We start from the raw sequence: 19,681 nt of genomic DNA on the forward strand, positions 1-19,681 counted from the left end.
CTCCATGTCACAGCGGGATCCAACCGCTCGCCGAGAGCGAATCGTCGTCGTCGGAGGTGCCCGCCTGGGGATTACCCTCGTTGAGGTCGTTGATCAGTTCCGAGACCGGGTGCGAATCGCTGTAGTGGTAGCCCTGGGCCAGCGCGAAACCGAGTTCGGTGAGCACGGCGGCCTGGTATTCGGTCTCCACGCCCTCGGCGATCACCTGGAGATCGAGCGACTTGCTGAGCGCGGCGATCACGCCCAGCAGCGGCGGCGCGGGCGAGTCGGAGCGGATGGCGGCGACGAAGGACTGGTCGACCTTGAGGATGTCGCTGGGGATGGTGGCCAGGCGGCTCAGCGAGGAGTAGCCGGTGCCGAAGTCGTCGATGGCGATGCGCACGCCCCGCTCGCGCAGGGTGTGCAGGTTGGTGATGGCGGTCTGCGATTCGGCGGCCAGTTCGCTCTCGGTGACCTCGAGGACGAGCTGGTCGGCGGGCCAGCCGGTGTCGGCGAGGATGGTCGCGACCCGCTCGGCGTAGTCGGTCTCGGCCAGTTCCAGGCCGGAGACATTGACATTGAGGGTGAGATCCAGCGAGGCGAAGCTCTCCTGCAGGCGCGCGGCGTCGGCGCAGGCGCGGCGCAGCACCAGTTCGTCCAGGTCGGAGATGAGGTCGTATTCCTCGGCGACGCGGATCAGGCCCTCGGTGGTCACCTCGGGCTGGGCGTTGGACGACCAGCGCAGCAGCGCCTCGACACCGACCGCCTGGCCGCCGTCCTCGGTGAGGCTGACGATCGGCTGGTAGTGCACGTCCAGCGCGCCGCGGTCGATCGCCTCACGCAGTTCCACCGCCAGCGGCAGCTGCCGCGAGGACTCGAGCACCGTGCGGTTGCGGCCCGCCTGCTTGGCCCGGTACAGCCCCACGTCGGCCCGGCTGATCAGCAGCGAGCCCGATTCGCCCGGCTGCCAGGAGGTGACACCGGCCGAGCAGCCCATGGTCACCGCGGCGCGCAGCTGCTCGGTGAGCAGGATGGCGGCCTGTTCGGTGGTGCCGGGCAGCAGCAGCGCGAAGACGTCGCCGCCGAAGCGGGCCAGCACCTGGTCGGGGGCGAGCAGGTCGAGCCAGGCGTCGGCGACGCGTTGCAGCACGGCGTCGCCCGCGCGGTGGCCGAGGTGATCGTTGATCTTCTGGAAGCGGTCCAGGTCGACCAGCACCAGCGACAGGCCGTGCCCGCCGCGTCCGGCCGCGTCGATCGCCGGGTTGAGCTGCTTCTCGAAGCCGCGCCGGTTGAGCAGGCCGGTGAGCACGTCGATATCGGCGTCCGACGCCATCCGGGTGAGGATGCCGACCACCACGCCCGCGCCGAAGGTGACACCGGCCGGGATCAGGCCCGACCACCAGGACAGCCCGCGATCGGGCAGCACCCACAGGCACAGCGCCATCGCGAAGCCGATGTGCGCGGCGGCGAAGGGCCAGGCGAAGAACAGCGCGGCGTCGCAGGCGACGAAGACGTAGAACGAGGCCAGCGTGATACCGCCGACCAGGTTGGGGAAATCGTGCACCGCGATGGTGACCAGCACGGTCGCGGTGGCGAGATAGGCGTGGTGCAGGGCGTGCGGCATGCGCGGACCCCAGGCCAGCAGCGTGAGCCCGAGGACCAGCGCGACCGCGGCCGCGATGCCGACCAGTAACCGGCTGCCGTCCTCGACGCCCGTGACGTCCAGGGCACGCGTGTCAGCCGGTGCGATCGCAGTGATGGTCAGGCCGAGGACACCGCCGAGGACGTAGAACGCCCCCGTTGTCCTGGCCATGACCTTTGCCGTCGCCAACGCCGATGCCGCCCGCACCCGGGTTCGGGTATCGCCGCGCGCCCCGATTCCTCGCACGAGCACCAGCCTAGATGTTGTCGGGTCAGGTCGTTTGCCACATGCTACAAATGCCCACCTGGCAAACAGTGGAGAGGTCTACGGTTTCAGGACCTCGGTGCCGACGAAGGGCACCAGCGCCGCGGGCACCCGCACCGAACCGTCGGCCTGCTGGTGGTTCTCCAGGATGGCCACGATCCAGCGGGTGGTCGCCAGGGTGCCGTTCAGGGTGGCCGCGATCTGCGGTTTCCCGTTCTCGTCGCGGTAGCGCACCGAGAGCCTGCGCGCCTGGAAGGTGGTGCAGTTCGAGGTGGACGACAGCTCGCGGTAGGTCTGCTGGGTGGGGACCCACGCCTCGCAGTCGAACTTGCGCGCCGCCGAGCTGCCCAGATCGCCCGCCGCGGTGTCGATGACCCGGTACGGCACGTCGATGGCGGCCAGCATCTCGCGCTCCCAGGCCAGCAGGCGCTGATGCTCGGCGTCGGCCTGCTCGGGGGTGGTGTAGACGAACATCTCCACCTTGTCGAACTGGTGCACGCGGATGATGCCGCGGGTGTCCTTGCCGTAGCTGCCCGCCTCGCGGCGGAAACACGACGACCAGCCCGCGTAGCGCTTGGGACCTTCGCTCAGGTCGAGGATCTCCTCGGCGTGGTAGCCCGCCAGCGGCACCTCCGAGGTGCCGACCAGGTAGAGATCGTCGTCCTCGAGGTGGTAGACCTCGGCCGCGTGCTGGCCCAGGAAGCCGGTTCCGGCCATGATCTCCGGGCGCACCAGCACCGGCGGGATCATCATGGTGAACCCGTTGGCGACGGCCTTCTGCGCGGCCAGCTGGAGCAGACCCAGCTGCAGCAGCGCGCCGTGGCCGGTGAGGAAGTAGAACCGCGAGCCCGACACCTTGGCGCCGCGCTCCATGTCGATCAGGCCCAGCGACTCGCCCAGTTCCAGGTGGTCCTTGGGCTCGAAGTCGAACTCCGGTGGGGTGCCGACGGTTTCGAGCACGATGTAATCGTCCTCGCCACCGGCGGGCGCGCCCTCCTGCACCACATTGGAGATGGCGCGGTGCGCGGCGTCGAGGTCGGCGTCGGCGGCGTGCTGGGCGGCCTCGGCCTCTTTGACCTTGGCGGACATGTCGGTGGCGGCGGCCAGCAGGGCCGGGCGCTCCTCCTTGCTCGCCTTGCCGATCACCTTGCCCATGGCCTTGTGCTCGGCGCGCAGGGTGTCGGCGGTGGCCACGGCGGCACGGCGCGCGGCGTCGGCTTCCAGCAGCGCGTCGACGAGGGCGGGGTCCTCACCGCGGGCCCGCTGCGAGGCGCGCACGGCTTCCGGGTTCTCGCGCACGAATCGGAGGTCGATCATAGGAAAACAGCCTAGTAGTGCGCGCAACGGATAATCTTTCGCCCCTATGCCAAGCGGGGGCGGGGAGAGCATAGTTGCGGTGTGAGTACTTCTTTCGACACCGCCGGGATAGATACCGCACTCGCCGATCTCACTCAGGGGGAGAAGACCTGGGCCGCGACCGACCTGCGCCGCCGCCGCGAACTGCTCGACGAACTGCACGCGATCACCGCGCGTGAGGCGCAGGCGTGGGTGGACGCCGCGCGCGTGATCAAGAAGCTCGACGCCGACAGCCCGCTGCTCGGTGAGGAGTGGATGTCGGGCCCGATGACCATGCTGGGCGGGGCCAAGGCGCTCAGCGACTCGCTGCGCGCGCTCGAGCAGGGCCGCAGCCCGCTCGACGGTGTCGCCCTTGGCAGCGCGCCCGGCGGCCGGGTGAGTGTGCCCGCGCTGCCGCACGGCATCTACGACAAGCTGCTGCTCAGCGGGTTCTCCGCCGATGTCTGGCTGAAGCCGGGCGTCGACGCCGGGACCGCGCGACGCAAGGCGGGCCTGGCCCAGCTCGACCCGGCGGCGACCCACGGTGTCGGCGCGGTGCTCGGCGCGGGCAACATCATGTCCATCGCGCCGCTGGACACCCTCTACGAGCTCTACGCCAACAACCGCGTGGTCGCGCTCAAGCTCAACCCGATCACCGACCCGCTGCTGCCGGTGTTCCAGACGATCTTCGCGCCGTTCATCGCGCTCGGCCTGGTACGCATCCTCACCGGCGGTGCGGCCGAGGGCGGCTACCTGGTGAACCACCCGCAGGTGGCGCACGTGCACATGACCGGCGGCGCGCCGACCCACGACGCCATCGTGTGGGGCACCGGTAAGGCGGGCGCCAAGGCGCGCGCGGTGGGCAAGCCCGCGCTGGACAAGCCGATCACCAGCGAGTTGGGCGGGGTCGCGCCGGTCATCGTGGTGCCCGGTGAGTGGTCGGCGGCCGACCTGAAGTTCCAGGCCGAACACGTGGCGACCATGCGCCTGCACAACGGCGGCTACAACTGCGTGGCCGCGCAGACGGTGGTGCTGGCCGCCGACTGGCCGCTCAAGCGGCAGTTCCTCACCGAACTGCGCGCCGCCATCGACGCCGCGCCCGCCCGCACCGCCTACTACCCCGGCAGTGACAACCGGGTGGCGGGCGCGCTGGAGAGCTACCCCGAGGCCGCCCGCGCCAACGGTCGCGTGCTGGCCGAGAACCTGCCGACCACCGGCACCCCGCTGCTGCGCACCGAGTACTTCTCCCCCGTGCTCGGCGTGGTGGAACTGCCCGGCACCGGCACCGAATTCCTCGACAACGCGGTCGATTTCGCCAACGACGAGCTGATGGGCACCCTGGGCGCCAACATCATCGCCGACCCCGCCACCATCAAGGCGTTCGGCGGCGCGCTCGACACCGCCATCGAGAACCTGCGCTACGGCACGGTCGCGCTCAACTCCTGGACCGGCCTGGCCTTCCTCACCCCGCGCGCGAGCTGGGGCGCCTACCCCGGCCACACCCTCGACGACATCCAGAGCGGCGTCGGCGTCGTACACAACGCCTTCCTGCTCGACGACGTCGAACGCACCGTGGTGCGCGGCCCGTTCCGCCCGGCGCCGCGTTCCGTCCTCGGCGGCGAGTTCGCCACCACCCCGAAGCCGCCGTGGTTCGTCTCCAACAAGACCGGCACCGGCACCGGTCGCAAGCTGACCGAGTTCTACGGCGACGGAAAGATCCGCCGTCTGCCCGGCATCTTCGTCTCGGCGCTGCGCGGCTGACCGCCCCCGCGACCGGCCGGTCAGTCGGCCGGTCGCGGCCGGGTCGCGGACAAAGTCGGCGACCGTTACCTACACTCGCCAACGATGACCGAGCAGCGAAGCGAACCAGCACCGAAACCGTCCGGCACCCGCCGCAGCGGCAGTTCGCTGCACCTCTCGGCGAACAAACTGCGCTGGGGCATGCTCATCGCCGCCCTCGGCGCGGTGCTCGCCGCCCTGGTCACCATGACCTTCACCGGCTTCGACAGCGACAAGGTCGAGGCCCACCAGCCCGGCGCCGAGCCGGTGGTCAGGGACAAGGAGTTCAGCAGCGCCGCCGAGGGCGACTGCCTGAGCTGGACCAAGCCCGACCGCAGCGACCTGGTGAAAGTGAACTGCGCCGACAAGCACCTGTTCGAGGTCGCCGGGGTGATCGATCTGAGCGCCTACCCGGGCCGGGAGTTCGGCGAGGGCACCCGGCACCCGGACTCGCTGCGGATGACCGAGCTGCGCGACGAGCACTGCGTCAGCGCGGTGCAGCGCTACCTCGGCGGCCGCTTCGATACGCGCGGCAAGTACACGGTGAACGTGATGTCGCCGAGCCCGGCGGGCTGGCAGCACGGTGACCGCACGCTGCGCTGCGGTGTGCAGGTGGCCGCCACGACCACCAGCCCGGCCTCCACCGGCAGCATCGCCGAGGGCGACCAGTCCAAGATCCACGATCCGGGCACCTGCCTGGGCATCAGCCAGAACCTGCCGACCGATCCGGTCGACTGCGCCCAGCCGCACGCGGTGGAGATCGTCGGCACCGTCGACCTGGCCGCCAACTTCACCGGCGGCCCGCCCTCGGAGGCCGATCAGGACAAGTATGTGGAGGCCGAATGCAATCGGCTCGCCACCGACTATCTGGGTAGTCCCGACGCCATCCGCAACAAGACACTGACGATGTTCTTCGATGTTCTGGAACCGACCAGTTGGCTCGCTGGCAGTCACCAATTGAACTGCTGGCTCGGAAAGGGTGTCGACCGTGAGGGTTTCGCGCCGATCGTCGGCTCGGCCCGCGGCGAGATCCTGATCGACGGCCAGGCTCCCGTGCCGCCGCCGAACACCGGCCGCTCCACCCCGGCCCCGCTGCCGGGCGCGGCGCCGCTGCCGCCCCAGCCGCAACCGCGGTGACCATGGCCGATCGGATGTCGCCGGAGCGCTTCGAAGAGCTGGTAGGCGATGCGCTGGACCGGATTCCGCCCGAACTGACCGAGGCCATCGACAACGTGGTGGTGCTGGTCGAGGACCGTAACGACGAGGAACCCTCGCTGCTCGGGCTCTACCACGGGATCGCGCTCACCGAGCGAGACAGCTTCTACGCGGGTTCGCTGCCGGATACCATAACCATCTATCGAGAGGCTATTCTCGACATCTGCAGTACGGACGACGAGGTGGTCGAGGAAGTGGCGATCACCGTGATCCATGAAATAGCACACTATTTCGGGATTGACGACGACCGGTTGCATGAGCTGGGATGGGGTTAGCGAAAAATGGGTGGGGAATCGATGGAACCGAACGTCCCGCTCTCGCGTCCTATCACTCGTAGGGGGAATTCTCGTGGTTCCCGATAGTCGCCACCAGAAGGAGTCGGGTCATGGTTGGACACGTTCTCGTCGCACCTGAAATCGTCCTCGCCGCCGCCGCCGAGCTCGATCTGCTCGCCGATCGGCTCGCCGCCGCCGCCGCGCTGGCGGGCCCCACCACCCACGTGCTCCCCTCCGGAGCCGAAGAGGTGTCGCTGCTGGCCGCCACGCACTTCAACCGTGCCGCGGGCACCCACGACAGCGCGATCGCGCAGGGCATCCTCGAGCTGCACCACGCCGCCGCGACGCTGCGCTCGCAGCTGACCACCCACATCGGCGAGGACGTGGCCCGCGCGGCCACGATCAACGCCGTCCAGGTGTAGCCGTACCCGATCCGACGATCATTCACTCAGGGGAGAAACAAGCATGACCGCAGGGATCACCGGGGTCTTCTGGCTACCGCGTATGGCCGAAGTCAACTCGACCACCCTCAACACCGGCGCGCACGCCGTGCCGATCGCCGCAGCGGCCACGTCGTGGGGGACGCTGGCCGCGGCCTGGGGTGACGCGGCCTTCACCGTCACCCGCGTGATCGCCGAGGTCGGCACCGGCCTGCAGGGCGTCAACGGCATCGCCGTGCTCGGCCGCCTGGCGCCGTTCCTGGCCTGGACCGGTCAGCAGAGCCTGCTGGCTGGCGCGATGAGCGCCAAGGCCACCGCCAACGCCACCGCCTACACCGTGGCCTCGCTGGCGATGCCGAGCCTGCCCGAGATCCTGGCCACCAACGCGGCGGTCACCGCCTCGGCCAACCCGCCCGGTGTCGTCTCCGGCGCCTTCGAGGTCGCCGAGGTCGCCCGCAACGCGATGGACATCCGCGCCGCGCTGGTGATGGAGACCTACGAGGCGGCCACCACCGCCACCGTCACCACCCCGGGCGATTTCGCCATGCCGCCCGCCATCGCCAGCGGCGCGGGCTCGGCCGCGGAAGGCGATTTCGGCGGCGACCCGATCGCCACCGCGATCGGCGCGGCGCAGGCCTTCGTCTCCAACCCCGGTGTGGTCAGCGCGGCCACCCAGGCGGCCAATGTCGCGGGCAGCGTGGTCTCCGGCGGTGTCGGTACCGCGGGCAACCTCGGTGCCTCGGCGCTGTCGGCGGTCAGCGCGGGCACCGTGCCCGCCACCACGGCGGCCGCGCCGGTCATGTCGGGTCTGGGCGCGGCGGGTGTCGCGGGCGGCCTGTCGACCGTGTCGGCCGGTCTCGGCGGCGGCGGTGCCACCTTCGCGCCGGGTCAGCTGAAGCTGCCCGAGGGCTGGGGCGCTCCGGCGGCCAGCACGCCCGCGGCGGCGCCGGTCACCGACTCGGTGGTCAACCGGGTCGACGGCGCGCCGGTGCGCAACAACACCGGGCACGGCGCCAACCCGCTGCTCGGCCGCGGCGCCAAGGGCGAAGACGACGACGAGCACGACGCCGTCGACTACGGCCGCTCCGACGAGCAGTTCACCGACGGGCGCTACGCAGCCGAGGGCGTGATCGGCGCCGACCTCGCCGGATCGGCCAAGTGACGGTCCTGGGCGGGGGCAGCGGGGGATCGCTGCTCGAGGCCGTCGTGCTCTCGCTCGACGAGATGCAGTTCCTCTTGGAGAAGCTGCAGTTCGACGAGATGCCCGTCGTCCTCGATGCCTTGGGGCGCTACGACAACGTGACCGCGCACGACGCGGCCATGAATGCCGCCGAGGCCGCGCTCACCGAACGCGAACTCGTGTTCGGTGACACGGTCGCGCCCGAGCTCGCCGAGCGCCTGCGGGTGCTCTACCGGCCGCAGTGGATCATCGCGCTGCGGTGGGTGGTCGCGGGCCAGGTGAACCGATTCTGTCTGGCGCAGGGCGACGACCGCGCGGTCGTCGCCCTGCGCGGGCCGGATTCCTATGTCGTCGACGATGCCGGTCTCGATCTGCCCGGCGCGGTTCTGCACGCGCTCGGGCAGAGCGAGGCGCTCGAGCTGTACGGCATGAACGCGCCCACCGAGGAACTCGCGCCGATCTTCGGCGACACGGGCGACGCGGCGGCCACCACCGCGCGGCTGGCGAAGATCGGCCATCCGGCCACCGACGCCCAGGCACTGGCCTCGGCCCTGGTGGAGATCCACTCCTACGCCGAGATCGTCGGCGTGGCCTACGGTGACGGCACGCGCGACATCCAGGACAACCACATCGCCGTGTTCAACACGCGCGGTGGCCGTTTCATCATCACGGCCAGCGTCGCCGACGACGGCGTGAAGTGGTCCTCGATCGCCACCGGTTCCGCCGCGCGCCTGCGCACGGCGGTGGCCGATCTCATCGAATCCCTGCCGGTGCGTACCGAATTCAAGGCCGCGGTCGCCGAGAGCTGAGCACTAGCCCATCGAGTCGTCCTCGGCGGCGGCCGTCACCTGCCGACTGCTGAGCATTAGCCCATCGAGTCGTCCCCGGCGGCGGCCGTCACCTGCCGACTGCTGAGCATTAGCCCATCGGGTCGTCCTCGGCGGCGGCCGTCACCTGCGGACGGCTGAGCATTAGCCCATCGGGTCGTCGGCGGTCGGTTCCGCCTTCACCGTGAACGGCGGCGTGAACCTGCCCCAGCGCAGGCACTCCCAGCCGCCGTCCTCGGTGGGGAGCAGTTCGATGGTCTCGGTGTTGTCGAGGTGGTTGTTCGTCGTGAACGGCGGCGCCACCCCGGCCAGTGCCTTGCCCACCAGACGCATGGCGGCGCCGTGGTTCACCACCATCACATCGCCCGCGGCGTCGCCGGTGAGGAACTCCTCGCGCAGGCCGCCCAGCACGGGCAGGATGCGGTCGAGCACTTCTCGGCCGGATTCGCCGCCGGGAGCGCGGGCATCGAGTTCGCCGAGGTGCCAGCCGCGATAGATCCGTTGGAACAGATCGTGCGCCTCCGGGTCGGAGCGGCCGTGCAGGTCACCGACCTGGACTTCGAAGAGACCATCGAGCACCTGGGTGAGGGTGCCGGTCGCCGCCTCGATGTACCCGGCGGTCTGGCGGGCCCGCAGCGCCTCCGAGGACACCAGCACCCGCGGCGGGGTCAGCAGGCCGGAGCCGAACGCCTTCGCCTGCGCCACACCGCGTTCGGTGAGCGGCAGGCCGGGAACCCGGGTGTCGAGGATCCTGGCGACATTGCCCTCGGTCTCGCCGTGGCGCACCAGGATCAGCTTCGCGCGTGTCGTCATAGGTCGGCGACTCCCTTTCGCAGCTGGGTGAGCCATTCGGCGGCGGGCTCGTCGGACGGGGGCGGGGTGCCGACCGCCGCGGTGGCGGGCCAGGAACCCAGGAACCGCACGCGGGCCGTGCGGTGCAGCGCCTTGAGCGTCTCGGCGACAGCCGGGTCGTCGAGGTGGCCGACACAGTCCAGATAGAAGCGGTAGGTGCCCATGCCGGTGCGGGTCGGGCGGGATTCGATACGGGTGAGATCGACGCCGCGGGTGGCGAATTCGGCGAACGCGCGCATGAGCGAACCCGGCTCGTTGGGCAGTTCGAGCACGATCGAGGTGCGGTCGGCACCGGAGGCCTGCGGGGCCACACCGGGGCGGGTCACCAGCACGAAACGGGTGATCGCCTGGTCGTGATCGGCCACACCCTCGGCCAGGGCGACCAGACCGAGCCGCTCACCCGCCAACGCCGTCGACACCGCCGCGTCGGCCTTGCCCGCGGCCACGTCCTCGGCGGCCGCCGCGTTGGAGGCCGAGATATAGGGCTGCGCGTCGGGCAGCGTGCGCGCCACCCACTCCCTGACCTGCGCACCGGCCACCGGATAGGCGGCCAGCGAGCGCACCTGCTCGAGGGTGTGCCCCGGCCGGGCCAGGATCGCGAAGCTCACTTCCAACTCGGTCTCGGCGACGATCTGCAACCGAGGACCGATGGCCAGCGAATCCAGGGTCGCCGGAATCGACCCCTCCACCGAACTCTCGATCGGCACCACGGCGGCCTCGACGTCACCGGAGCGGATCAGATCCAGCGCCGCCCCCTGACTGGGCGCGGCGATCCGCTCGACGGGCCCGTCGAAGGCTCCCGAGTTCTCGAACTTGACCAGAGCCATCTCGGTGAACGTTCCAGATGGCCCGAAATACCCGATACGTGGCACTGTGTCATTTTAGCTGTGTTGATTGGCGGCTGGCGCCGCGTGGTTTTCGGCCCCTTGGGCCTCGCATCCGAGGAGCGATACTCCGGCTACGCCGTGACGTCTCGCCCCTCGGATGCGAGGCGGCCGAAAACCGTGGGGGTTGAGTTTCGGGGGTGGCGTTGGTGGCGTCAGGTGGCCCGTGCCGTCGCGGGAGTTGGTTGCGAGCGTTGCGGTGCTAAGGGTTCGGTGGCGTCAGGTGTGTCAGTTGCGGGCGCGGCGGCGTTAGGAGTCGAGGACGGCGAGGGCGGCCGCTACTTCTTGCTCGACGGGGGTTTCGATGCCGAGCAGGACGGTGCGGGTGGCTTCGATGGCCGGGGGTTTGAGGCCCTTGAGGAAGGGCACGTTGGGGGTGGCGAGGGCGGTGGGGATGTCTTCGCCGCAGAGGGCGGCTACGGTGCCCGCGACTACGGCCAGGGCGCGGGGGCCGCTGGTGGTGCGGGCGGTGAAGCCGTGGTCGGCGTGGGCGATACCGGCCAGGAACGCTGCCAGGTCGGGGTCGGGGATGTCGACGTCGACGGGGTCGGGGGTGCTGCCTTCGGGGCGGAGCAGGCCCGCGACCAGGCTGCGGCGGGCGGGGGTGGAGAGGGTGACCAGGACGGGTTCGTGGTCGTCGTGCGTCATCCGATCACCGTAGACGGGAATTCGAGACAGTTCATCAGGGGTGTCCTCTTGCGCGTAGCGGCTTCGTAACTTAGCTTAGGTTTACCTAATCGTCAGTTCGCGGAGGTTGTCATGTCGAGCCCCACCACGATCGTCGCGCCGAGCACCGCGGAGCGGGTCCGCAGCGCGTGTGCGCACGCGGAGACCGCGGTGCTCGCGTTGCCCGGCATCGATCCGGTCGCCACCACGCTGCATCACGTGCGGCGCTGTGGCGACGCGGTGATCGCGGTCCCGTCGAGCTCGCTCGCGGCGGCGCTGGCGGCCACGGCCAACGAGACCTCGGCAGTGCTGGAACTCACCGACCACGCGCCGCTGCCGCTGCGCGAGCCGGTGCGCGCGCTGGTCTGGCTGCGCGGCTGGGTGCGGCAGGTGCCCGCGCAGGCGCAGCGCGCGCTCGCGGTGGAGATCGCCAAGGAGTTCCCGCATCCGGGCCTGCTCGACGTCGGCCACACCACCACGCTGCTGCGGGTGGTGGTGAACTCGGCGGTACTCGCCGACACCTCCGGCGCCGAATCCGTCGACCACGCCGACCTGCGCAACGCCTCACCGGATCCGTTCTGCCAGATGGAAAGCGCCTGGCTGCAGCACATGGCCGAGGACCACGCCGACGTCGTCGCCCAGCTCTCCCGGCACCTGCCCACCCGCCTGCGCGGCGGCATGGTGCACCCGCTGGCCATCGACCGCTACGGCCTGACCCTGCGCGTGGAGGGCCCCGAGGCCGACCACGACGTTCGGCTGCCCTTCGCCACGCCCGCCGACGACGTGGAGTCGCTGAGCAAGGCCGTGCGCATCCTGGCCGGGTGCCCGTTCCTGAACGGCCTGCGCCGCATCTGATCCCGGCCTGCCTAGACTTCGCTGGAGCCGGTCGGCGTGACGTCGACCGACCGACAGCGAAGGAGCAGGCGCCTGAACGCCGCACCGCAGACCCCGCCGACCCGCGAGCTCAGCCGCCGCGAGATCCAGTGCGAGATCGTCATCGTGCTGCTGGTGACGTTCGGCCTCAGCGGCATCAGCGCGGCCCTGTCGCTGCTCGATTCGGCGCTGTCTCCCGGCGGCGTCGGCGGACGGACGGTGGCGCTCAACGCCTCCCGATCAAACAATTCCCTGCTCGACCTGCTCTTCCAACTCGTGGGCGTGACCCGCCTGCTGGCCTGGGCCGCCCTCGGTCTGTATCTGCTGTGGCGCAGCGGCATCGGCCCCCGGCTCATCGGGTTGGCCAGAATCGGCCGGGCCGACGTGTTGCCCGGCCTCGGCCTGGCCGCGCTGATCGGGCTGCCCGGTCTGGCGCTGTATCTGGTGGCACACGCGCTCGGGGTCAGCGTGACCATCGTGCCCAGTTCGCTCTCGGAGCACTGGTGGCGGCTGCCGGTGCTGGTGGCCTCGGCCTGCGCGAACGCGGTGGCCGAGGAAGTGCTGGTGGTGGCCTATCTGCTCACCCGGCTGCGCAAGCTGGGCTGGTCGGACAATTCCGCGCTGCTCACCTCGTCGCTGTTGCGCGGCAGCTATCACCTGTACCAGGGTCTGGGCGGCGGGCTCGGCAATATCGTGATGGGAATCATCTTCGGCCGCTACTGGCAGAAGACCAACAGATTGTGGCCGCTGATTCTGGCCCACGCGCTCATCGACGCGGTCGCCTACCTCGGCTACAACGTGCTGCGTGGACGCGTGTCGTGGCTGCCGTGATCGGCGTGTCGCGGCGAGTTCGGCCACTCGACCGCGTTTCGCGCTAACACCGACCGCCCGCGGGGGTATCCAGTAGTGACCGAGCGCGCACAACCGGCCCGCGCTCCCGACGATCAGTAGAGTGCCACGGTGATGAACGGCGACGATCCACACCGGCGCCGGGTGCCGCCACCTCAGGGCCGCCCCGGTCAGCCGCCCCTGCCGCCGTCCGATGGCCCCGCGGGCGGCAGGCGCCCCGACGGTCCCGCCCCGCGCCGCACCCCGCCCCGCGACGGCCGACCTCCCGCCGCCGACCGACGACGCCCGCCGCTCGACGACGCGTACCCCCACCCGCCGGGCGACCGCCCCGCGCCCGGCCGCGGCGACCGCGTCGCGCCCCCTGCGGGTCCGCACGCGCCGCCGCACCGGCCGTCCGACGTCGCCCGCCCCGGCGACCGCCGCGATCCGGCCGCCGATCCCCTCGCCGCGCGCCGCACGCCACCGGGCGGCCCCGGCCGACGACCGGTCCCGCCACCCGCCGACGGACAGACCGTCCGCCACACCCCGCCGTCGGATCGCCGACCACCCGCCTCCCACATCGAGCCGACCCAGGTCATGCACCGCGACGGCCGTGGCGACGCGCCGCTGGCCTACTCCCAGATGCCGCCGCGCGAGCAGCTGCCGCCGCGCGAGCACGTCAAAGCCCGGCAACCCCACGCGCAGCCACCGCCGCGCCGCGAACCCCTCCGGCACGCCCCCACCCAGCGCCCGGTCCCACACCACGACTCGCTGCCGCCGCGCCGCACGCCCCCGCCGTCCGAGGCGGGCAGGCAGCCGCAACCGCCGCGACGCAGGCGCAGGCGTCATCCGCTGCGGTGGTTCCTGGTGCTGGTGGTGCTGCTCGTGGTCGGGCTCGTCGCGGGGATCGTGCACCTGGACAACTCGCTGACCCGCATCGACGCGCTCACCTCCTACAGCGACCGCGTCGGCAACACCCCCGGCACCAACTGGCTGCTGGTCGGCTCCGACAGCCGCGGCGACCTGACGCCCGAACAGGAACAGGAACTCGCCACCGGCGGCGACATCGACGGCACCGAGCGCACCGACACGATCATGCTGGTGCACATCCCCGGTTCCGGCCCGACCACCATGGTGAGCCTGCCGCGCGATTCCTACGTGAGCATTCCGGGCTACGGCAAGGACAAGCTCAACGCCTCCTTCGCCCTGGGCGGCCCGGAACTGCTGGTCCAGACCGTGGAGCAGGCCACCGGCGTGCGCATCGACCACTACGCGCAGATCGGTTTCGGCGGCTTCGCCAGCGTGGTCGACGCCCTCGGCGGCATCGATGTGTGCCTGGACGACCCGATCGTCGACCCGCTGGCCGGGCTCGACCTGCCCGCGGGCTGTCAGCGGCTGACCGGCCCGCAGGCACTGGGTTTCGTGCGCACCCGCGCCACCCCGCGCGCCGATGTCGACCGGATGAACCACCAGCGGATCTTCATGTCGGCGCTGCTGAAGAAGGCGACCAGCATGGGCACCCTGGCCAATCCGTTCGCGCTGTGGCCGATGGCCACCGGCGTCGCGGGATCGCTCAAGGTCGACGAGGGCGACCACATCTGGAACCTGGCCGCGCTCGGCTGGGCGATGCGCGGCGACACGGTGACCACCAGCGTCCCGATCGGCGGCTTCGACGACACCGATGTGGGCAATGTGCTGCTCTGGGACAAGGCCAAGGCCCCCGACTTCTTCGACGCCATCGCCAACGATCGGCCGATTCCGGAGGACCTGCTGACGCGGTAACGTCGAAGGATGGCCGAGGACCGCACGTTCCCTGACATGCTGCGCGACCAGATCCGCCACGGGCTCACCAGTGCCCAGCAGTATCTGGCCGCCGCCGTCTACTTCGACGCCCAGCGCCTGCCCGAACTGGCCGCCCAGACCTACGCCAGATCCACCGCCAATCGCGGGCACGCGCTGCGGATGGTGCAGTATCTGCTCGACCGCGACGCGGGCGTGCGGATCGGCGGCCTCGACGAGATCCGCTCGGACTTCGACTCCCCGCGCGCCGCCATCGCCTTCCTGCTCGACCGCGAGCGGACCACCACCGCGCAGATCAGCGCCCTCGCCGCGGCCGCGCGCGACTCCGGTGATTTCCTCGGCGAACAATTCATCCAGTGGTTCCTGCGCGAACAGATCGATGATGTCGCGGAGATGGACACCCTGTTGACGGTGCTGGACCGGCAGGACAATTTGTTCGATGTGGAGGAATTCATCCGTCGCGAACTGACCGGTTCGGTACCCGTCGACAACACCGCGCCACGCATGGCGGGCACCGGTTAGGGAATGCTCAATTAGGAAATACTTGGTTAGGGAATACTGTCCTCAATAAGGCTGCACTTGGATGACAAGCCCTCTGACCAGGGCTAATGTGGCGGCCATGTCGATTCATCCGGAACCCCCTCGCAGTAAATTCCACGGCCTGCTCCAAGATCAGATCCGGCATGAGTTCAACGCCGAACACCAGTACATCGCGATCGCTGTGTGGTTCGACAACAACGACCTGCCGCAGCTGGCCAAGCGCTTCTACGCGCAGTCGGTCGAAGAGCGCAATCACGCCATGATGATCGTGCAGTATTTCGTCGATCGGGATATCGCCGTCGATATCGCGGGCATCGACGCGGCCAAGTCCAGCTTCGAGAACGCCCGCGAGCCGATCGAGCTCGCGCTGGCCCAGGAGAAGACGGTCACCGACCAGATCGTGCGCCTGGCCAGCACCGCTCGCGAAGAGGGCGACTACCTCGGCGAGCAGTTCATGCAGTGGTTCCTGAAGGAACAGGTCGAAGAGGTCGCCAACATGACCACGCTGCTCAACATCGCCGATCGCGCCGGGTCGAACCTGTTCGACCTGGAGGCGTTCATGTGGCGCGAGCTCAGCACCCCGAAGGAAGCCTCGGGCGCGCCCACGGTCGCGGGCGGCAGCGTCTAGCTCGTGACGGCCGGATCAGGCTCGCGGGTGCGAGCCTGATCCGTCGTGTCGGTTCAGCGCAGGGTGACCTGGCGCGACCGCAGACCATCGCGCGACCGGCGTTCGGCGCTGGTCATCTCGGCCTTCGAGGCCAGCGCCTCGGCCAGGCGAGCACCGAATTCGCGCGCGGGCGCCTCCCATTCGGTGGGGTGCCGCTCGGGATCGAGGTCGAACACCGGGACCAGCAGGCCGTGCGTGCGGAACGAGCCCGCGAAGCGCGAACCCTCACCCATGTGCAGACCGCCGGTGGCGTGCACGCGGGCCAGCGCCAGCATCAGCGCGTCCTCGTCCTCGGGACGGACCCAGCGCACGTGCGCCTTCTCGCCCGCGTCGACCCACCAGGCCGCGCCGACACCGTCGGCACCCAGATCCAGGCGCGCCGAGGGCATGATCGCCTGCTTGGCCTGCTCGATGGTGGCCGCGACCTGCGGGTCCGGGGTGACGCCCTCGGGCACCCACCAGTCGAAGTCCTGGTGCACGGTGAGCTCGAGATCGGCACCGGGGTCGATGACGTCGCCAAGGCGCGGACCACCCGCGACCGACTCGGCCGAGGTCAGCGACTCGCCCGGCTCGGCGGACTGGGTCCACAGGATGGCCGCGGCGATATCGGCCGACGGGTCGTTACCCTGGTACTGCATCTGCGTGCCGACGAAGCCCACCGGCTCGTCCGCGGCGCGCACCAGCGCGGCTACCGCACCGGGCAGCACCGTCGCCAGGGTGACCTCGCGCTGGGCGGCGACGCCGGGCGCCAGCTTCAAGGTCGCGGTCGCCGACGGCACGAACTCCCGCAGCGCCACCAGATCACATTCGGCGGCAAGCCCCTCGAACGGCCGCGTCACGGCCGCAGATGCCTGCTCCTGCGCCGCACGCCGCTCGGCGAGCCGCTGAGCCCGATTACTGTCGGGCTTCGGACTGTTCCGCTTGCTTTTACCCACGCCGGAAGTCTAGGGCGAGCGCTATGTCGACCGTCACTCCCCCACACCTTCCCAGCTCCACGCACCGTCACCCCACACACGCCCGGCCCCGCACCCGCGACCCCGAGGAGCGGCGGCCGACGAAGTCGGCCGGTCGCGGCCCGGGCCGCCGGTCAGGCGCCGTTGCGTACGCGACGAAGGAGCAAGCAACGGCGCCTGACCGGCGGCCCCCCAGGGGGCCGCGACTCGAGCGCGCCAGCGCTCAATCCAACACAGCCTTGGTTCGGGCCGGGTGGTTGGTCGCGATCCAGCTGACGCCCAGGTCGGCGCACAGTTTCACGTCGTCGGGGTGGTCGACGGTCCAGCAGTAGGTGGCGCGGCCCGCGGCGGCGGCCTTGTCGACCAGTTCCGGGTGTTCGCGCAGCGTCTTCACCGAGGGGCCGACCGCGGTCGCGCCGACGGTGGTCGCGGCGCCGCCGCCGAGGAAGCGGGAGGACTCGCCGAGCAGGACGGTCGGCAGTAGCGGCGCGGCGCGGCGGATGCGCCAGACCGCGGTGGCGGCGAACGACATCACCACCGCGCGGGAGTGGTCGGCCGAGGCGGGGGTGGCGATGCCGAAGCGCTGGAGTTCGGCGAGCACCTTGTTCTCCACCAGGGCGCCGTAGCGCACGGGGTGCTTGGTCTCGATGAACAGCTTGGTCGGCCTGCTGCGCCAGTCCAGGACCAGACTGATCAGGTCGGCCAGGGCCAGCACGCTCTGCGGCTCCTCGGCGGTGCCGAAGTTCATGTCCTGGAGTTCGGCCAGGGTGAGTTCGCTGATCAGGCCGGTGGCGTCGGAGGTGCGGTCGACGGTGCGGTCGTGCACGCAGACCAGGTGCCCGTCGCGGGTCAGCCGGACATCGCACTCGACACCGTCGGCCCCCTCCTGCAGGGCCAGTTCGTAGGCCGCGAGGGTGTGCTCGGGACGCGTCCCGGACGCGCCGCGGTGCGCCACCACGAACGGCGCGCGATTGCTCTGGCTCACTTGGCCACGACCTCCTCCAGCGCATTCTCGCCGGTGTCGGCGGAATCCGCGCGTTCGACCGCTGCGGGCGCACCCGGCCGGACCGGGGCGATGACGACCTGAGCCGGATCGGCCGCGCGCACCCAGCGATGCGCCGAGCGGGCTTCGCCGCGCAGGTCACGACCCTCGAGCAGGCGCACGGTCCACAGCGTGAGCACCGCGAACCCGGCCGCGCACAGATCGCTGAACGCGGTGAACGAGACGCCGTCGGCCTCGGCCTGCAGGGTGCCCGCGTCGCGCCACAGCGTCGCGACCACCAGCACCAGCCCGCTGACCACCCACGCCGCCCACCAGATCCGCACCGCGCGCAGCGCCCGTGGATTCGGGTCGGCACCGAGCAGTTCGGTGAGGAACACGCCGGGCCAGATCAGGTTCACGCCGGGGATCACGCAGCCCGCGATCAGCGTCCAGCGTCTGCGTGGATCGCGGCGGCCCGCCGCGGCGAAGGTCTCGCGCCTGGCCTCGATCAGCCAGGCCACCAGCGACAACGCGGTCAGCAGGGCGACGATCGGGGCGAGCGTGCCGAAGACCCACACCGTGGAGTCCGACAGCCACAGCAGCCACTCGGGGATGAGCCGGGTGCGGTTGCGCAGCAGGATCAGGTAGCGGCCGTATTCGGCGAGGGCGGCCAGCAGGAAGGCCAACACGCTGGTCATCAGCAGTTCGTCGCGGCGGGCGGCCAGGCCGCGCAGCGGACGCGGGGCGACGGCGGCGGCCTGGGGCGGGGCGTCGAGCAGGCCCCAGCGCGGGGTCTCGCGGTAGTGCGGGGTGGGTCCGAGCGGGGCGGTGCCGCTCGACGCGGTGGCCCGCCGGGTGCGATGGTCGGGACGACGCGCGACCCAGCGATAGTTGCGCTGCGCGGCGGGGGCGTCGACCTTGCCCGGCGACAGCAGCACGCCACGGCAGCGCGGGCACCAGTGCATCGGCGCGCCCTGCACCGCCCACCGCGCGCCACAGCGTGCACATGGTTGCACCACCGAACTCACCCGCGCACCCCGTTCCGGACTAGTAGATCTTGGCTTCGTGCTCGCCGTCGGCGACCACCGGGCGGCCGGTGCGCTGCCAGGCCACCATGCCACCCGCGACGTTCACCGCCTCGTACCCGATATGGGCCAGATAACGCACGACCTCGATCGAACGTCCCCCCTGCCTGCACACCACGTACAGCTGCGCGTCGATGTCCAGCTCGTCGAGCCGGGCGGGCACGTCGACCATGGGGATGTGGACCGCGCCGGGCGCGTGCCCGAGGGCCCATTCGTCGGGTTCGCGCACGTCGAGCAGTTGGGCGCCGGGGACCGGTTCGGCGTTGTCGAACGCGGCGGGTACCGCACCCACCGGCACCGTCGGGACATCGGAGCTCGTCACGCCTCGATCCTGCCATGTCGGGCCCGACCCCGGGCGCGCCTGTGCGTGGTCGGTGGATCGAACCCGGTTATCCACACCATCCACAACTTGATCCACAGGACTCAGCTATCGGTCAGCACACATTCGTGAGGATGGGGCTATCAACCGACGTCGAGACCTCGGAAGACTAGCGGGAACGACCGATCCGGGACTCCCCTCCATGTCATCCCGGAGCGGTCGTTCGCCGCTGACGTCGGGATTCCGCAGTCTCAGCGGTCCCGACATCTACTTGGACGCGAGCCGACCCGATTCGG

20 protein-coding genes are annotated in these 19,681 nt (G+C 70.6%); 11 read left to right on the top strand and 9 right to left on the bottom strand.

Translation table 11 applies throughout. The annotated features are described in order from the left end of the window. Positions 1-7: 7 nt before the first annotated feature. Positions 8-1,867 (bottom strand): putative bifunctional diguanylate cyclase/phosphodiesterase, encoded by a 1,860-nt coding sequence (locus tag QC180_RS02100; protein WP_278260826.1) that lies wholly within the window; start codon positions 1,865-1,867, stop codon positions 8-10. 78 nt (positions 1,868-1,945) lie between these two features. Further along, positions 1,946-3,202 (bottom strand): serine--tRNA ligase, encoded by a 1,257-nt coding sequence (gene serS / locus QC180_RS02105; protein ID WP_278260827.1) that lies wholly within the window; start codon positions 3,200-3,202, stop codon positions 1,946-1,948. Between the two features lie 81 nt (positions 3,203-3,283). On the opposite strand from serS, the gene QC180_RS02110 reads away from it, so the two are divergent. From QC180_RS02110 to QC180_RS02135, 6 genes are all read left to right on the top strand, one after another. Continuing rightward, complete coding sequence (locus tag QC180_RS02110) at positions 3,284-4,981, top strand: aldehyde dehydrogenase family protein (RefSeq protein WP_278260828.1); 1,698 nt, start codon at positions 3,284-3,286, stop codon at positions 4,979-4,981. 84 nt (positions 4,982-5,065) lie between these two features. Continuing rightward, a complete protein-coding gene (locus QC180_RS02115) occupies positions 5,066-6,136 on the top strand; it encodes a septum formation family protein (RefSeq protein ID WP_278260829.1) in 1,071 nt (356 codons plus the stop codon). A gap of 2 nt (positions 6,137-6,138) precedes the next feature. Then, positions 6,139-6,489, top strand: a complete 351-nt coding sequence (locus QC180_RS02120; protein WP_278260830.1) for a metallopeptidase family protein — start codon at positions 6,139-6,141, stop codon at positions 6,487-6,489. A gap of 110 nt (positions 6,490-6,599) precedes the next feature. Beyond that, a complete protein-coding gene (locus QC180_RS02125) occupies positions 6,600-6,911 on the top strand; it encodes a PE family protein (RefSeq protein ID WP_278260831.1) in 312 nt (103 codons plus the stop codon). A 43-nt stretch (positions 6,912-6,954) separates the two neighbouring features. Further along, positions 6,955-8,091: a PPE domain-containing protein gene (locus QC180_RS02130; RefSeq protein ID WP_278260832.1), complete on the top strand. Its 1,137-nt coding sequence runs from the start codon at positions 6,955-6,957 to the stop codon at positions 8,089-8,091. Beyond that, on the top strand, positions 8,088-8,918 hold the full coding sequence (locus tag QC180_RS02135; RefSeq protein ID WP_278260833.1) for an ESX secretion-associated protein EspG: 831 nt from the start codon (positions 8,088-8,090) through the stop codon (positions 8,916-8,918). The genes QC180_RS02130 and QC180_RS02135 overlap by 4 nt, the downstream gene beginning before the upstream one ends. 162 nt (positions 8,919-9,080) lie before the next feature. Here the strand turns inward: QC180_RS02135 and QC180_RS02140 are convergent, their stop codons facing one another. From QC180_RS02140 to QC180_RS02150, 3 genes are all read right to left on the bottom strand, one after another. Then, on the bottom strand, positions 9,081-9,749 hold the full coding sequence (locus tag QC180_RS02140) for a histidine phosphatase family protein (RefSeq protein ID WP_278260834.1): 669 nt from the start codon (positions 9,747-9,749) through the stop codon (positions 9,081-9,083). Then, positions 9,746-10,660 carry a prephenate dehydratase gene (gene pheA, locus QC180_RS02145; RefSeq protein ID WP_278260835.1) on the bottom strand — a complete coding sequence of 305 codons (915 nt, stop codon included), beginning with the start codon at positions 10,658-10,660 and terminating at the stop codon, positions 9,746-9,748. Before pheA ends, QC180_RS02140 begins: the two co-directional genes overlap by 4 nt. A 261-nt stretch (positions 10,661-10,921) precedes the next feature. Beyond that, positions 10,922-11,320 carry a hypothetical protein gene (locus tag QC180_RS02150; protein ID WP_278260836.1) on the bottom strand — a complete coding sequence of 133 codons (399 nt, stop codon included), beginning with the start codon at positions 11,318-11,320 and terminating at the stop codon, positions 10,922-10,924. Positions 11,321-11,431: 111 nt separating this feature from the next. Here QC180_RS02150 and QC180_RS02155 point away from each other — a divergent pair, with 111 nt between their 5' ends. The 5 genes from QC180_RS02155 (at position 11,432) to QC180_RS02175 (ending at position 16,007) form a co-directional block, all read left to right on the top strand. After that, on the top strand, positions 11,432-12,193 hold the full coding sequence (locus QC180_RS02155) for a DUF2470 domain-containing protein (protein WP_278260837.1): 762 nt from the start codon (positions 11,432-11,434) through the stop codon (positions 12,191-12,193). 72 nt (positions 12,194-12,265) lie between these two features. Further along, positions 12,266-13,042 (top strand): CPBP family intramembrane glutamic endopeptidase, encoded by a 777-nt coding sequence (locus QC180_RS02160; RefSeq protein ID WP_278261180.1) that lies wholly within the window; start codon positions 12,266-12,268, stop codon positions 13,040-13,042. Positions 13,043-13,174: 132 nt separating this feature from the next. Further along, on the top strand, positions 13,175-14,821 hold the full coding sequence (locus QC180_RS02165) for an LCP family protein (RefSeq protein WP_474646375.1): 1,647 nt from the start codon (positions 13,175-13,177) through the stop codon (positions 14,819-14,821). A 9-nt stretch (positions 14,822-14,830) separates the two neighbouring features. Continuing rightward, a complete protein-coding gene (locus QC180_RS02170; protein ID WP_278260838.1) occupies positions 14,831-15,361 on the top strand; it encodes a ferritin in 531 nt (176 codons plus the stop codon). A gap of 97 nt (positions 15,362-15,458) precedes the next feature. Continuing rightward, positions 15,459-16,007, top strand: coding sequence for a ferritin (locus tag QC180_RS02175; protein WP_278260839.1), 549 nt, complete (start codon positions 15,459-15,461; stop codon positions 16,005-16,007). Positions 16,008-16,060: 53 nt separating this feature from the next. On the opposite strand, the gene QC180_RS02180 is transcribed toward QC180_RS02175, so the two are convergent. From QC180_RS02180 to QC180_RS02195, 4 genes are all read right to left on the bottom strand, one after another. After that, positions 16,061-16,981 carry a DUF5926 family protein gene (locus QC180_RS02180; protein ID WP_278260840.1) on the bottom strand — a complete coding sequence of 307 codons (921 nt, stop codon included), beginning with the start codon at positions 16,979-16,981 and terminating at the stop codon, positions 16,061-16,063. Between the two features lie 241 nt (positions 16,982-17,222). Further along, positions 17,223-17,984, bottom strand: coding sequence for a glycerophosphodiester phosphodiesterase (locus QC180_RS02185; RefSeq protein ID WP_278260841.1), 762 nt, complete (start codon positions 17,982-17,984; stop codon positions 17,223-17,225). Next, positions 17,981-18,961, bottom strand: a complete 981-nt coding sequence (locus QC180_RS02190) for a DUF4328 domain-containing protein (protein WP_278260842.1) — start codon at positions 18,959-18,961, stop codon at positions 17,981-17,983. The genes QC180_RS02185 and QC180_RS02190 overlap by 4 nt, the downstream gene beginning before the upstream one ends. Positions 18,962-19,028: 67 nt before the next feature. Next, positions 19,029-19,388, bottom strand: a complete 360-nt coding sequence (locus tag QC180_RS02195; protein WP_278260843.1) for a rhodanese-like domain-containing protein — start codon at positions 19,386-19,388, stop codon at positions 19,029-19,031. Positions 19,389-19,681: the final 293 nt, after the last annotated feature.

The organism is Nocardia anocheti (assembly GCF_029675105.1).
Taxonomy (GTDB): Bacteria; Actinomycetota; Actinomycetes; order Mycobacteriales; family Mycobacteriaceae; genus Nocardia.